At 27.5% G+C, this 15,883-nt stretch carries 13 protein-coding genes; 10 read left to right on the top strand and 3 right to left on the bottom strand.

Translation table 4 applies throughout. The features are described 5' to 3' along the window. Positions 1-13: 13 nt before the first annotated feature. The 6 genes from NMG68_RS03045 to NMG68_RS03020 all read left to right on the top strand — a co-directional run bounded on the left by NMG68_RS03045 (position 14) and on the right by NMG68_RS03020 (position 7,609). Entirely contained in the window at positions 14-313 is a 300-nt protein-coding gene (locus NMG68_RS03045) for an HU family DNA-binding protein (protein WP_255034497.1), read from the top strand. A 70-nt stretch (positions 314-383) separates the two neighbouring features. Further along, on the top strand, positions 384-2,288 hold the full coding sequence (parE, locus tag NMG68_RS03040) for a DNA topoisomerase IV subunit B (protein ID WP_255034496.1): 1,905 nt from the start codon (positions 384-386) through the stop codon (positions 2,286-2,288). Further along, complete coding sequence (gene parC, locus NMG68_RS03035) at positions 2,288-4,678, top strand: DNA topoisomerase IV subunit A (RefSeq protein WP_255034495.1); 2,391 nt, start codon at positions 2,288-2,290, stop codon at positions 4,676-4,678. Before parE ends, parC begins: the two co-directional genes overlap by 1 nt. Continuing rightward, complete coding sequence (locus NMG68_RS03030) at positions 4,671-5,768, top strand: GTPase (RefSeq protein ID WP_255034494.1); 1,098 nt, start codon at positions 4,671-4,673, stop codon at positions 5,766-5,768. Before parC ends, NMG68_RS03030 begins: the two co-directional genes overlap by 8 nt. A gap of 13 nt (positions 5,769-5,781) precedes the next feature. Then, positions 5,782-6,876, top strand: a complete 1,095-nt coding sequence (locus tag NMG68_RS03025) for a nicotinate-nucleotide adenylyltransferase (RefSeq protein ID WP_255034493.1) — start codon at positions 5,782-5,784, stop codon at positions 6,874-6,876. Further along, positions 6,848-7,609 (top strand): 5'-methylthioadenosine/S-adenosylhomocysteine nucleosidase family protein, encoded by a 762-nt coding sequence (locus NMG68_RS03020; protein ID WP_255034492.1) that lies wholly within the window; start codon positions 6,848-6,850, stop codon positions 7,607-7,609. Before NMG68_RS03025 ends, NMG68_RS03020 begins: the two co-directional genes overlap by 29 nt. A gap of 79 nt (positions 7,610-7,688) precedes the next feature. On the opposite strand, the gene NMG68_RS03900 is transcribed toward NMG68_RS03020, so the two are convergent. Together NMG68_RS03900 and NMG68_RS03005 are read right to left on the bottom strand one after the other, a co-directional pair. Beyond that, complete coding sequence (locus NMG68_RS03900) at positions 7,689-8,639, bottom strand: dihydrofolate reductase (protein ID WP_316242947.1); 951 nt, start codon at positions 8,637-8,639, stop codon at positions 7,689-7,691. Further along, positions 8,639-9,508, bottom strand: a complete 870-nt coding sequence (locus tag NMG68_RS03005) for a thymidylate synthase (RefSeq protein WP_255034491.1) — start codon at positions 9,506-9,508, stop codon at positions 8,639-8,641. Before NMG68_RS03005 ends, NMG68_RS03900 begins: the two co-directional genes overlap by 1 nt. Before the next feature lie 415 nt (positions 9,509-9,923). On the opposite strand from NMG68_RS03005, the gene NMG68_RS03000 reads away from it, so the two are divergent. From NMG68_RS03000 to rnmV, 4 genes are all read left to right on the top strand, one after another. After that, complete coding sequence (locus NMG68_RS03000; protein WP_255034490.1) at positions 9,924-11,684, top strand: BMP family lipoprotein; 1,761 nt, start codon at positions 9,924-9,926, stop codon at positions 11,682-11,684. A 220-nt stretch (positions 11,685-11,904) separates the two neighbouring features. After that, on the top strand, positions 11,905-12,120 hold the full coding sequence (locus NMG68_RS02995; protein WP_255034489.1) for a TM2 domain-containing protein: 216 nt from the start codon (positions 11,905-11,907) through the stop codon (positions 12,118-12,120). Positions 12,121-13,095: 975 nt separating this feature from the next. Continuing rightward, complete coding sequence (locus tag NMG68_RS02990) at positions 13,096-14,118, top strand: ribose-phosphate diphosphokinase (protein WP_255034488.1); 1,023 nt, start codon at positions 13,096-13,098, stop codon at positions 14,116-14,118. Continuing rightward, entirely contained in the window at positions 14,070-14,630 is a 561-nt protein-coding gene (rnmV, locus tag NMG68_RS02985) for a ribonuclease M5 (RefSeq protein WP_255034486.1), read from the top strand. Before NMG68_RS02990 ends, rnmV begins: the two co-directional genes overlap by 49 nt. Here the strand turns inward: rnmV and NMG68_RS02980 are convergent. Further along, positions 14,614-15,810, bottom strand: a complete 1,197-nt coding sequence (locus NMG68_RS02980) for a Y-family DNA polymerase (protein ID WP_255034485.1) — start codon at positions 15,808-15,810, stop codon at positions 14,614-14,616. The two genes, rnmV and NMG68_RS02980, sit on opposite strands and share 17 nt — an antisense overlap. Between the last annotated feature and the right edge of the window lie 73 nt (positions 15,811-15,883).

The raw sequence follows: 15,883 nt of genomic DNA, 5'->3' as shown, positions 1-15,883 counted from the left end.
AAATATATATACTATGGCAAAGATCAAAACATTAAGTGCAGCTGAATATCTTAAAGAAATTGCTGACGATACTAATCTAAGAGTTCAAGACATTCGTTTAGTAATTACTTCTTTACAAAAAGTTTTAGCTAAAGAATTAGCTACTACTGGTGAAGTAAGACTATTTGATATTGGTAAATTCAAAGTTCAAATAACTAAACCTAGAATGGGAATTAATCCTAAAACTAAAGAAAAGATTCAAATTCCTGAAGGTAAAAAAATCAAAGTAACAATATCTAAAATCTTAAATGATGAAGTTATAGGTTCTAAATAATCAAAATGAATCTTTTGTAATACTTTTAATGACTAGATCATTAAAAGTATTTGTTTTATATAGTACATTTATGGCATCGAATTATAATGAGACGAATATTAAGGTTCTAAAAGGATTAGAACCAGTTAGAAAAAGACCAGGGATGTATATCGGATCAACTGATATTAGAGGGTTGCATCACTTGGTGTGAGAATTATTTGATAATGCTGTAGATGAAGCATTAAATGGTTCAGCTAACAAAATCGAAGTTGTTCATAAAAAGGATGGTTCGATTATTGTTACTGATAATGGTAGAGGAATACCTGTTGGTAAAAACCCAAGCACAAACTTATCAACTGTTGATACAGTTTATACAGTATTACATGCAGGTGGTAAGTTTGACGATCAAGCTTATAAAGTGTCAGGCGGTCTGCATGGGGTTGGGGCTTCAGTTGTCAATGCATTATCATCAAAATTAATAGTTACAGTTCATCGTGATGGTGGAATGTATGAATCAATTTATGAAAACGGAGGAAAGATTGTTCAACCGTTAAAGAAAATTGCATCATCAACAAAACACGGAACTATCGTGCAATTTTGACCTGATAAAACAATCTTTAAAAACACTCAGTTCAATTCTTCAATCATCAAAGAAAGATTACATGAATCAGCGTTTTTATTTAAAGGCTTAAAAATTGTTTTTGTAGATGAAAACAAGCCTGAATTATCTGAAACATTTATTGCTAAAGATGGTATTTTAGAATATATAAAATACATTAATGAAAATAAGAAAGCGATTTCCAAACTAATTGCTTTTAAAGGTGATTACGAAAAAATCGAAGTCGATGGTTGTTTTCAATACACAGATAATGAATCTGAAATAATCGTTTCATTTGCTAACTCAGTAAAAACGATCGAGGGAGGAAGTCATGAAAATGGTTTCAAGCAAGCAATGCTAGAAACAATAAATGACTACTCTAAAAAATACAAACTAATTAATCAAAAAGATAAAGGTTTTGATTGAACAGATATAAAAGAAGGTTTAAGTGTAGTTTTAAGTGTTAAAGTTCCTGAGAAAATTATTGCATACGAAGGGCAGACAAAGAATAAACTATTTACTCAAGAAGCAAAAAATGCTGTTCAAAAAATCTTAAGTCAACAGTTGTTTTATTTTTTAGAAGAAAACAAAACTGATGCTAAACAATTAATTGATCGTTTTAAATTAATTAAAGAAGCAAGAGATGCCGCTAAAAAAGCTAAAGAAAATACCAAGAAGCTTAAAAGTGCTAAAACTGAAAGAGTTTTATACGGTAAACTAACTCCAGCTCAACTAAAAAAACCAGAACTAAACGAAATTTTTTTAGTTGAGGGTGATTCAGCTGGAGGAACAGCCAAATCAGGACGCGACAAGCGTTTTCAAGCTATTTTACCGCTTAGAGGTAAAGTTGTTAATGTCGAAAAGTCACGCTTACAAGATCTTTTAAAAAACGAAGAAATCTTATCGATTATTACTTGTTTAGGTTGCGGTATCGGAAATAATTTCAACATTAAAAATCTTAAATACCATAAGATCGTGATTATGACAGATGCTGATACCGACGGAGCTCATATTCAAGTTTTATTGCTTACTTTCTTTTATCGTTATATGCGTCAATTGATTGAACAAGGAAAGATCTATATCGCCTTAGCTCCACTATATAAAATTAGCGCTAAAAATTCGTCTAAATCAGCCTTTGCTTGAGATGAATATCAACTTGAAGAACTTAAAGAAAAATATGGTTCATCATATGAAGTTCAACGATATAAAGGTTTAGGTGAAATGAATTCTGAACAATTATGAGAAACTACAATGGATCCGGCAAAGCGACAATTGATTCAAGTATCAATTGCTAACGCAGTTCAAGCAGAAAGAAAAGTTGCTATCCTTATGGGTGATGATGCTGCTATCAGAAAAAATTGAATAAACGAAAATGTTGATTTTAGTGTTGAAGAATAATGGATAAAAAAAAGATATTTAAAAAAGACTTGGATGATATCATGTCACTTAGCTTTGGCAGATATGCTAAGTACATTATCCAAGAAAGAGCCTTACCCGATATTCGGGATGGTTTAAAACCAGTTCAAAGAAGAGTATTATACGGGATGTATAATCTTGGTTTGTTTTATAACAAACCATACCGAAAATCAGCAGCTACTGTAGGTGAAGTTATTGGGAAATTTCATCCTCATGGTGATTCATCAATTTACGAAGCGTTAGTAAGAATGACGCAAAGTTGAAAAAATAATATACCATCAATCGATATGCAAGGAAACAACGGATCGATTGATGGGGATAATGCTGCTGCTATGAGATATACTGAAGCTAGATTATCTCAATATGGCAATCTAATGCTTGATAACATTCATAAAGATACCGTTAGCTTTATGAATAATTTCGATGATAGCGAAGTTGAACCAACTATTTTACCTACTTTGTTACCTAATTTGTTGGTTAATGGCTCTACTGGTATTGCGGCTGGTTATGCAACTAACATTCCGCCATTCAACTTAAAAGAATTAATTGATGTAATCATTTTAAGAATTGATTCACCTAACTGTAAGTTAGATTCAATTCTTAAAATTATGCCTGGACCAGATTTTCCTACAGGGGGAATTATTTTAGATGACGATGGTATTAGAAACGCTTATCTAACTGGTAAAGGAAAGATTGCGATTAGAGCTAATATCATTAATGAAAATAAAAACTTGGTAATTACTGATATCCCTTTTGAAACAAACAAATCAAGCATTATTCGTTCAATCGAAGAAATTATTGAGGCTAATAAATTACCTCAACTAGTTGAGGTGAGAGATGAATCTGATCGCTTTGGAATCAGAATCTTATTACAAACTAACACAAAAGATGATAAAGTTTTAGACATCATTAAAAATTACTTATATAAATATACGCAATTACAAATTAATTACAATTTTAATAATATCGTAATTGATAATAAAAAACCAATTCAAATGTCGATATTTAACTATTTAGATAGTTATTTAAGTCATGCTTATACAGTTTTAAGAAATGGGATTGGTTTTGATCTTAAAAAAGATCTTAAGCGCGTTGAAGTAATTGATGGTTTGATTAAGGCTACTAGTATTATTGATGAGATTGTAGCTATTATTAAAAAATCAAAAGACAAACAGGATGCTATTAATAATTTAGTGGCTAAATATAAATTTAGCATTATTCAAGCAGAAGCGATCGTTTCATTGCGTTTATACCGCTTAACTAATACTGATGTTGTTCTATTAAAAGAAGAAAAACAAACTTTAGATGAAAGAATTAAACAACACCAAATATTGTTAAATAATCAAGATGCATTAAATCAACATCTAAAAGATATTTTAAGAGGTTATAAGAAATTATTTAACACTAAAAGACGATCTGTTATTGGCGGAAATATTGAAAAGATTGTGATCGATGAATCAGAGATTATCGAGAAAAAAGAATTATATCTATTAAGTTCTGCTGATGGCTTAATTAAAGCTTTAAATGTTGATAACTACAAAAATTTAAACTTATCAACATTTAAGATAAAACAAGATGATGATCTAAGCGATCTAATTAAAGTTAGTTCATTAAGCAAAGTAGCTTTTATTACCAACTATGGTAATGTTGTTGTGCTTAATGCTCATAAGATTAAGGAAGCTAAACCACGCGAAATCGGGATGGATATTAACGAATTAACTACGATTAAAGATAATGAAAAAATCATTAAATTAATCGAGATAAAAGATAATAACGATCATGTTGTTTTATTATCTAAATTCGGAATGATTAAGCAAATTGCATTATCTGATCTTGATCAGATAAAATCAACCAAGCCGACAACTTGCATGAGCTTGAAGGATAATGATGAATTGGTGTGTGCTAATTTATTAAGTGATCAAAAAGCTGAAATTGTTTTGGTTACTAAAAATGCTTACGCGTTAAGATTCTTTGCAAATGAAGTTAATCCGACAGGGTTAAAATCAATGGGTGTAAGAGCTATCAAACTAAAAAATGATGACTATATTGTAGGTTTTGATGTAATCAATTCATCAATTGATCAATTAGTTTTAGTTAAAAACAACCAATTAAAAAAACTAAAAGTTTCTTTAATTGATAATCAAGCAAGAGCGACTCAAGGAAAAAATCTAGGATTATCTAAAAATAAAACTCCACTAGTAAAAGCGTTCTTGCTAAACACAGAAAAATCAAGCTTATACGGCTTAAATAATGATTATGAATTAGTTAATCTAGAATTAAATAAGATAATTCTAGGAAATTTATCTTCAGAATATCTTGATTTAAAACAAGAATTTAAAAACTATTTCTTAAATAAAATAATTTATGAATAAGAAGTGTCAGGGGTGTGGTAATTATCTTTCGGATAACGTTAATGATTTAGGTTATTGTGTTGATATCAATCGTTTTGAATTATGTAAACGTTGTTTTCAGTTCAAACATTATAAAAAAGTTGATGAAAAAAAGATTGTTGTTAAACAAGATATTGATGACTACCTAAAAACATTAGAACTAAAAAATTATTGTGTTTTTTATCTAGTTGATCCAACTAATTTTATCTTTGATCTAGAAACAATAAAACGCTTAATTAATTCTTATCGTTTTTATCTTATATTTAATAAGATTGATTATTTAGCTAAAAAAAATAATCTTGAACAAATTAAAGAAAAGATTATAAATAATCTCAAACACAATGGAATTGAATTACAGTATAGTCAAATTTTATTTAATTCTATCTATCTTTCTTATGATTTAAGAAAGATAGATGAACTAGTAAAAAAAGCGCATATTAACCGTAAAAAAGCGGTATTTTTAGGTCAATCAAATGTTGGTAAATCATCGTTAATAAATAAATTATTAAAGCTAAATGATATTGATAAAAAGGAATTCTTAACAACTTCACCTTATTTAAATACAACACTAAAAATAAACCAGATTAAAAAGCGTGGTTTGTGTTTGTTGGATACCCCTGGTTATTTAGATGAATCTAATGGACTTTATGAATTAGATTCTAAGCGCATTAAAAGATTGATATCTCATCAATGAAAAAATCCTATAACATTCCAAATCAGTTCTAATCAAATTTTTTATTGCGAAGACTTTATTAAATTAAAAGTTTATTTAGATGAAAATATTGATAAAACATCGATTACTTTTTATTGTCCAACTGCACTTAGAATTCATCGAACATCAGTTAATAACGAACAAACAATTGATAAAAAAATCAATAATATATTCAGTGATTTAACAGAATTTAATTATCTGACTAACGATAACTTTAGTTCTTATGATTTAAATAATTCCCAAAATAATTTACTAATTAATGGAGTTTGTTTAATTAAATTAAATAAGGGAATCAAGAAGATTGAAGTTTATAAGAAAGATAAAATAAGAGATTGTTTATTAATTAGTAATTTGATTTAATAGGTATAGAAAAATGAAAAAAATAATAATTTTTGGTGGTAGTTTTAATCCGATTCATAATGGACATGTTCACATAGCAACAAAAGCATTAGAACAATTAAATGCTGATCGAATTTATTTTGTTCCAACCTATAAATCAACTTTTAAAGAGGCTTTTAAAATTAGTGACATTCATCGTAAAAGAATGATTCAAAATATCGTTAAAAAGAACGATAAATTTCACTTTAATTGATATGAATTGAACATTCAAAATGAGAAATCATATTTAACAGTTAAATATTTCAAAGAAAAATTTCAAGATGCTCAAATTTATTTTTTAATCGGTAGTGATAATCTAGAAAAATTTCACTTATGAGATGAAGCTGAAACAATGGCAAAAGATTGTCAAATGCTTTATTATTTAAGAAATAATGAATTCAAAGATCATGAAAATATTAAAAAATTTAATTTTTTAAAAATCGATGGCGAAAATTTAGATATTTCATCAACTAATATTAGAAACGGAACACAAGTAATTAATTGTATAGATGAAACAAATCTTGATTATATAAATGATAATGGTCTATATATTACTGATCGATTAGAACATTTTTTAAAATCTTCAACAAGATACGAACACTGCCTTAGGGTCGGTAATTTAGCCAGAAGATTTGCTCATTTTAATTATCCAAATTTAAGTCAAAAAGCATATATTGCTGGCTGTTATCATGATTTAGCTAAAGAATTAGATGAAAAAACTATGCTATATTATCGTGATAAATTCGATAAAAATATTAATCCTGAACCTTATGAAAACGATTCTGACCACAGAGTCCTACATGGATATGTAGCAGCTTGAATTTTAAAAAATCAATTTGGATATCAAGATGAAGAATTACTTAATTCGATTTATTATCACACAATAATAAATACAGAAGAACCCACTCCATTGGAAAAAATTGTTTATTTAGCTGATAAATTAGAATCTCATAGAGTGAAACAAGATATTAATCGTTACTTTAAAATTAATAAAGCTAAAGCTTTAGCTTATAAAAATATTCATCAAGCATTTCAATTAACTCATGATCAAATTAGGAAATATGTTCAAATGAAAAACGAACAAAAATAACCCAAACAAAAAATATATAATTATAGCCGCAATGTTCGATGAAGTTGATTTAATATTCAAACAATACGACTATAAAAAGAATAGTAATTCTAATTTCATTTACAGTTCTGAAAAAATTGGTGATGTAGATATTGCTATTTCTGGTATCGGTAAAACAAACGCAGCAAGTTGCACTCAGCATATAATTGATCTGGATTGTTATAAAAATATTATTAATATTGGAATTTCTGGATCAATAAATCATCAATTAAAACCAGCTGAATTAATTGAAATAAATAAATTGGTTTATGGCGATGTAGATGTTACTTATTTTAATTACGAGTTTGGACAAATACCAAAACTACCAGCATCATACGAATTAAAAAACGGAAGTTATACTTGTTTAACAACCGATAGTTTTATAAATCGTTTTAACTACGAAGCAATAATTTCGAAACTTAATATACCTATTGATGTATTAGAAATGGAAGCTTGTGCAATAGCTCAAGTGTGTCATATCAACAACTTTAAAAATTTAAAAATTTACAAAGTCATATCAGACTATGTAAAGTTAAATGAATTGAATAAAAAGTTAGATGATCAATTATCAGATCATGTTTTAGATAAAGTGGATTATCGTTTTAAAGTATTTGATAAGAAAAATAATAAAGAATTAATTCTTAATAAAGAAGAATTAATAAATCATTCATATCAAGTAATACTAGAATGATTTGAAAATGAATTTTCTAAATAAATCTATTATTGTTTTAATATATTAATTTTTGAAAAAATAGCTATTTTACCGCGTATTTTTAAAAAAATATTAAACAAAACTAACTATTTTCTTTAATTATTTTATGACTGGTCTTATGTTGCCTTAATTTAATTCCAGCGCTTTCCAAAATGAATGTTGATATCTTATTATCAGGCAAGTGTTCGTATTTATTATCTTCATAAACAACTTCAATAATTCCACTCTGAACAATAGTTTTTGCGCAATTAGAACAAGGAAACAAGTTTGTATAAAGAGTGCAATCTTTAATAATAGTACTAGTATTTAAAATAGCGTTTATTTCAGCATGAATTACATAAGGGTATTTAGTCTTTGAAGGGTCTTCATCTTCCCTTTTTCAAGGAAAGATGTTATCTAAACCTTTAGGCATTCCGTTATACCCTAAGCCTATTACGTATTTTTTATCATTAACCACACATGCACCAACTTGAGTTGATGGATCTTTTGAACGCATTGCTGATGTTTTAGCTAACATCATAAAATATTCATCTCAAGAAATAGCATTAGGATTTAAGTTATTATTGGAAGAATTTTTATTTCAATATTCGACGGTGAATTCGTTAAAATCTATCGTTTTTATTAATCGGTAATTACTTAGATCTAAATTAAGATAAACATCTCCTTTATATGAATTTTTAATTCTAGATATTATGATCTCGTCAGCGTACATATAATATTTTTCATAAACTGATTTACCGCCTGCTATAAAGAGAATTTTTTCGCTATCTTTATATTCGTTAAATAAATCTAACAATTCCTTATCATTATGGATTGTATGATCAGCCATAGGTTGATCAACGTTACTTAAAACATAAATTTTGCGATTTTTAAGTTTTGACTTTAAACCCAATAAAGTTCTCTTACCGAATAATAATGCATGATGAATAGTTGTATTTCTAAAATGAACAAATTCTTCTTTAATATGCCATGGCATTTTATCTTTATCGCCAATAAGGTTATTTTGATCAACAGCTACAATTAATTTAATCATTAGACGGCCACCTTAGCTTTAATTGCTTCATCGTATTCATAGTCTTCTAAAGTGATATCTTCAAACGTAAATTTGAAGATATCTTTTATTTCAGGATTCAAAATAACTTTAGGTGATTTTTTTGGTTGTCTTTTTAATTGAATATTTACCTGATCAATATGATTTAAATAAATATGAGTATCGCCAATTGTATGAATAAATTCACCGACTTTTAAATCGCTTACTTGAGCTACCATTAAGAGTAACAAACTATACGAAGCTATATTAAAAGGGACGCCTAGAAACATATCACCACTTCTTTGGTATAGTTGAAGTGATAATTCCCTTTTTTCATTCACGAAAAATTGAAAAAAACTATGACAAGGGGGTAATGCCATATCTTTAATTTCTGCTGGATTTCAAGCGCTTACAATTAATCTTCTTGAAAACGGATTTTTCTTAATTTCATCAACAACTCATTTTATTTGATCAATACCAAAAAAATCGCGTCATTGTTTTCCATAAACCGGACCCAATTTTCCGTATTTTTCAGCAAATTTACCGTCGTTTTTTATTTTTTCTACAAATTCTTTTAAGCTTTCTTGATTATAATCATTAGATTTTTTAAAAATCTCGTAAGGTCATTCATTTCAGATATTAACATTGCGATCAACTAAGTATTTAATATTCGTATCACCTTTAAGAAATCACAACAATTCATGGCAAATAGCTTTTCAAGCCATCTTTTTTGTTGTTAGCAATGGAAACCCTTCTCTTAAATCATACCTAGCTTGTGTACCAAAGTAAGAGATAGTGCCAGTATCAGTTCGATCTTTTTTAATTTCACCTTCGTTTTTTACTTTTTCTAATAAATTTAAATAAGTTTTCATAGCTCAATGATCTAGTTGTGTTTATTAACTATGTAATAGTTATAATTGAAAAATATCTAAATTTAGAAATGATCTTATTTTTTTAATTCTGATCTTACTATTAGATCTATATATCTCGCATTTAAAAAGAAAGAAAAACACATTTATTGAAATTAAAAACTATTTTATTTAATTAAATTGATATTCAAATTTCTTTATTAATAAAGCATATTAGATATTATTTTGTCTCAATCTAAATTAACAATAAAACTAGATATATAATTTGTGATTATGCCAAAGTATTCAAAGAAAATTATTGGATTATATTAGTAATAAATAACCAATATTTAATGTTTTTAAAAAAGTTTTGGTTAATTTATCGCATTAATATATATAATAAGATTAAGTAAATATTTGAAGGTACATACGATAATTTATGAAAAATAAAACTAAAGTTAAAAAAATAACAACTGCTTTAGGGATCGCAGGTGCTGCTTCAATCGCAGGAGCTACTCTAGCATCTTGTGGAGCTTCACTTTCTTATAAATCTTCAGTTCAGTTGGTAGTATCTAATGATTCATCAACTTTAGCTGACCAATCATTCTCTGAAAGTTCTTTTAATGGAATTAGAGATTTCTATAAAAAAGAATTAATGATTGACATTCCACAAGCTAATAGTAGTAGTATTTCAGTAAACGATGGTTTATGAAAGAGACCTGGTGATACTGATGATAAGAGAATCAACACTTACAGACAAATTAAAAATGAAGGTTCTTTAGTTGCTGTAGCTACTGGGTTTAATCAAGAATCTGCTTTAAATAAGATTCTAGATAACACTGCTTATTACAATGAATTTAAAGACTTTGGATTTATTTTCGTTGATGGTGTTATTTCTAAAACAAACGGTACTAATATTTCAGCTATAACTTTCCAAACTGAAAGCGCTGCTTTCTTAACTGGTATTGCTGCTGGAGTTTTAGTAAATAAAAATTCTGGTTTCTTCAAAACTGTAATGGTAGATGGAAAAGAAACATATGGAATTGGTTCATTTGTTGGATTAGCTCTTCCTTCTACAGTTAGTTTCTTAAATGGATTTAGATTAGGTGCTATATTCTTTAATGAATACGTTCAACCAAAAGTTAAAGGATTTAAAAAATTATCTTGAATAAGTTCTAATAAAACACAAAATGATGGAGCTCGTGATAGTTTAGCTGCTGATGTATCAGGATCATTCAGTAACACTGAACAAAAAGCTACAACAATTACTGATGGTTTATTAGATAACGGTGCTTCATTAGTTTATCCAGTTGCTGGTCCTCAAACAGCTTTAAGTCAATCAGCTATTTTATCTAAAAAAGAACAACACAAAGCTCAATTAATCGGTGTTGATACTGCTCAAGAAAATTTAGCAACTACTCAAGCTTTACAAGGCGCTCCTGGAGGAAAAACCATCGCTTTCTCAACTGTTAAAGCGTTAGATGTTGCTGTATATTCAACTTTAAAAGCTATTAAAGATGGTAAGGTGTATAATGGATTCTATGGATACGGTTGAAATAACCTAGCTTCATTAGCTAACAACGGTGTTTCATTATCAAACGCAGGATTAGCATATTTACCAGATTTAGCTGATTTATTTAAAAAAACTAAGTCAACAGCTGAAGCAGATGCTAGTGCTTCTGTATCAACTGGCGCAGATGTAAACAATGTCAATATGATGGGTATGGAATCAATGACTCCTGCTTCTAGAGCTTCAACATTAAGAGCGGATCCTGCAGCTGCAGGTGAAGCTGGTGCAGGTGGTGCTGGAGTAACAACAATGTCAGGTGATTCAGGAACTAGCGCAGAAGCAACTGCTACTGCAACTGCATCAAATGAACCTAAGCAAATTGAATCATCTGCATTAGTTACAGTGACTGATACCAATAAACAATCTATCTTAGATCAATACGTTAAAATTTTAGCTGGTACTTCTACTTTATTAGATTCTAAAGATAGATGAGTAATTAAAGGTAACGAATTAACAACTTTTAAAACTAAAATCGATGCTGATGCTAAATTATTACCTGTATTAACTATTGAAGGAAATAATAACGCTTTAAGTCACGCTAGCGCATTATTAGCTTCTTCTAAAAAACAAGCAACAGGCGAATTATTAAATCAATCTAAGAAAACATTTGTATTCTCTAAACTAAGATAATTAAGAGAATCAAAAATCTAAATAAAAGGTACACTAAGGTGTACCTTTTTTATTAAAATAATCGAGCATTTTTGCTTAAAATCGATCTTATGACTTGCAATTATATATATATATATATATATAATTTGTGTGTGTTAAAGAAATTAACATATTTATTTAATTTAGATTTATCTGAATCCAAATTAATAAGAATTTAATTATTTATTGGAGAAAATAATTTATGAGTCAAAAAAGTAGACTTGTTTTATCTTTATTATCGTTTTTTCTAGGAGGGCTAGGCGTTGATAGATTCTATGCTGGACGTATCGGTTTAGGTATAGCTAAATTATTAACCGCAGGTGGATTAGGAATTTGAGCAATGATTGATTTTGTCTTAGCTATATGCGGAAAAATGAAAGATGAAAATGGTCAATTAATATCTGATTGAAAAGCATAATTTAACTTTTATTAAATTTGCAATCAATTAAAAAGATTTAAATAAAACTTTTTAAAAAGTCAGACTAAAAATTTAGCGTCAAGTTGCATATCAATTCTGATATGTATGATCATTTCAACGTTGATAGAATTAATATATATTGTATTAATACTTGTTAAAGTAGTTGTATTTAATGGTGATTCTCTGAAATCTACAGATTCTACTAAAGATACTTATCTTATATCCATGATTATAATAGCTGTAACAATATTTACTATTTTCATAGTTTCATAAATTTATGTAATGCCTATAGCTATAAAAAATGGTTCATTAAATACAAATTAGATATGAATAGTCATTTCTTAATATTAGAAAATATCGGCATGCTAAGAGGGATTGCGATTTTAGCTGCAGTTTTAGTAGTTTCTTATTCCTTTGGTTCGCGGCATTTTATCATTGATAATAATGGTAATGAGTATAGCAATAGGGAATTCTATCTTTAAGAAAATAGATATGAATATCCTTTCATAAATTCGTTTAATTAGCGACAATAAGACAATTATTCATATAGAAATTAATAATAGTTTCTGTTCGATTTAAAGTTGAAGATAACTAATTGAAGAAAAGTAATTAAGAAGAAAACTTAAATCATAGAAAATAAGATTAAATAAATGTTTAAAACAAAACCCATTAATTCAAATTAATGGGTTTTTAAATGATATTTAATTAGATTTAAAATATATCTTTGTCAAAGATATATATTTTTATATTTAATTTATTTTACAAGGTCTTATATTTAGTTGTTAAATAACTAATAATTTTTATAAAAACTAATGTTAAAAAATTAAAAATCTTCTAAAATATTTAATCAAAAAATAAACACCGCTTTTTTTTTTAAATTTCAGTAAATGACTAAATAAAAATCTTTATTTTTACTTGCAATTTGGTTAACTAGATATATTAATTAATATAAAATTGTTATATTAATAATTAACAATGCATATAAAATCAAATCATATAATCTTTGGCTTATCTGCCTCTAAAAAATTAACAGAATCTGTTTGTTCTAGATTAGGTATTGAGCCTGGTGACATTACGATTCAAAGATTTGCTGATGGAGAAATTTTTGTTAGACCAGATTGCACCTTAAGAAATAAAGATGTGATTTTTATACAATCAACTAACTCTCCAGTGAATGATAACTTAATGGAACTATTAGTTGCTATTGATTCTGCTAAACGCGCTTCAGCTAAATCAATAACAGCATTAATGCCTTATTATGGTTACGCTAGACAAGATCGTAAATCAGCGGGTAGAGAACCGATAACTTCTAAATTGGTAGCTGATTTAATAACTAAGGCTGGAGCTGATAGAGTTACATTGACTGATATTCATAGCGATCAAACGCAAGGTTTCTTTGATATTCCGGTTGATACCTTAAAAGCTTCATTTGTTTTGTTGTGCCACGTTTTGGTTAATAATAAAATTGATGATTTAGTTGTGGTTTCACCTGATTATGGTGGTGTTAAAAGAGCTAGAAAAATAGCTGAATCAATTAACGTTCCTTTAGCTATTATTGATAAAAGAAGACCTAAACCAAATGTTGCTGAATCAATTAATATTTTAGGTGAAGTTTCTAACAAATGTTGTATTTTAGTTGACGATATGATCGACACAGGTGGAACGATTATGTCTGCAGCTAAATTACTTCATAAAAACGGAGCTAAAAAAGTTTTAGTAATGGCAACTCATGGATTGTTAAATAAAAATGCAATTGAATTATTTGATGAATGTTATAAAAACAAAGAAATCGATGAGATTTATATAACTGATACAATTGATCAATCGGCAAAAAATCTTAAAGATAAAAAACAATTTAAAGTTGTTAAATTAGACCACTTTTATAGCTTAGTATTGGAAGCTTATATGAATGGTGGTTCAATTAGTGATGTTTATACACTTTATCAAGAATGAGCGAAATCACCAGATTTAAAGAAAATTCTAGAAAACCTAGAATAAATGAAATAATCATTGTAGAAGGTAAAACTGATACCGTTAAACTTAAAGGTATTTTTGATTGCGAAACGATAGAGACAAATGGATCCGAAATATCTAATGAAAAAATTAATTTGATTAAGGAATTAAGTTTAACTAAAGGTGTTATTTTATTTTTAGACCCAGATTATCAAGGTAAAAAAATCCGATCTAGACTTATTAAAGAGTTAAAAAAATATAAAGAAGCTTTTATCGATATAAATGAACTAAAAGATTCAAAAAAGAAAGGAATTGCTGAAGCTAGTAATGAATCTATCTTAAAAGCGTTTAATAATTTAATAAGTTCTGATTTAGATAATACGAAAACTATATCTTGGATAGAATATTTATCTTTAAATCTAGATACAAAAATAAAAAGAATTAAGTTGTGTAAAAAACTTGGAATTCCTTATGGAAACAACAAAAGTTTATTTAGATATTTATCTCTTTTAAAAAAAGATTTATCTGAAATAAAAGAACTTATTTCTGATATTTAAAATAGTCAAAATCTTCGGCAATATTAAGCAATTCTTTATTAGTTTCATTGTTAATATCGCTGACGATTTTTTTTAATATGGTTAAGTCTTTTTGTTCTTTGGAAAGTTCTTGATAAATATTTATATTAGGGATGTATTTATACTTCTTTTTAATGTTGTTAAAACTTATACCGATATTAGAAACTATTTCGTCATTATGAAGTCTATCAAGCAACTCAACAGCTTTATTATAAAGAGACGATCTCTTATCTATGAATTGCTTAAATGAATAAGATAATGAGATTGTTTTATTATTCTTTAATGAAACAGATACATTTTTAGTCAAAAGATTTTGATTTTTTAATCGTTGATAAATTTCATCAAACAAGTCATCAAAAATATCTAAAATAGAGTCATAGTTTCTAACCATATATCTTATATTTCTTGAAACTGAAACGGATTTCCTTGAACTATTTTCATAATTTACAAAATCATCCCCCTTACCATTAGCATGATTGTAGTGAGTTCAGTACATATTCTTAAAGATGCTTATTAATTTTTCTCTATCTTTAAATTGCGCGAAATTACCGATGTTTTTAATATTTAGTTCATTTAAAACAGGTATTTTTTTTGAACCAATTAAATACATTTTACTAATGTTAATAGGTCATAATTTTTCTTTAATTTCTTCAGGCCAGATTTCATAAACACCATTAGGTTTGTTTTGATCTGTTGCCATTTTAGCTAAAAATAAATTTGAACTAATTCCGATAGATACAGTTAAATTAGTTAATTCCAAAATTTGTCTTTGAATCATTTTTGCTAATTCAACAGCGCTTAAGTTTCTATTTTTTTCTAATATATCTGTAACATCTAAATAACATTCATCAATTGAAGCTACTTCTATTTTCTTAGTTATAAAATCTCTTAAGTAAGTAAATACATAAGCAGATACTTTTTCATATTTCGAAAAATCTACTTCAGCAATAATTAATGAAGGACAAAGTTTTTTGGCTTGAAAAATTGGCATTGCCGAACGAACCCCGAAATTCCTAGCAACATAATTAGCGCTAGAAACAATAGAACCATGCGATTTAGATCCAACCACTAATGGTTTATTAATATATTCTGGATTGGATTTTTCTTCAACTGAAGCAAAAAATGCATCAAAATCAATATGAAAAATAGTTTTTCTAGCCATTAAAAACAATAATTTAAATAATATTAAATTATTAGAAAAAATATTTAAATCAAGCTATTTAAAGTAATAAAAA

This window comes from Mycoplasma bradburyae, assembly GCF_024338845.1.
Lineage (GTDB): Bacteria > Bacillota_I > Bacilli_A > Mycoplasmatales > Mycoplasmoidaceae > Mycoplasmoides > Mycoplasmoides bradburyae.
Note: the sequence above shows the minus strand (reverse complement) of the source record. Positions and strands in the feature narration are given on the sequence as shown.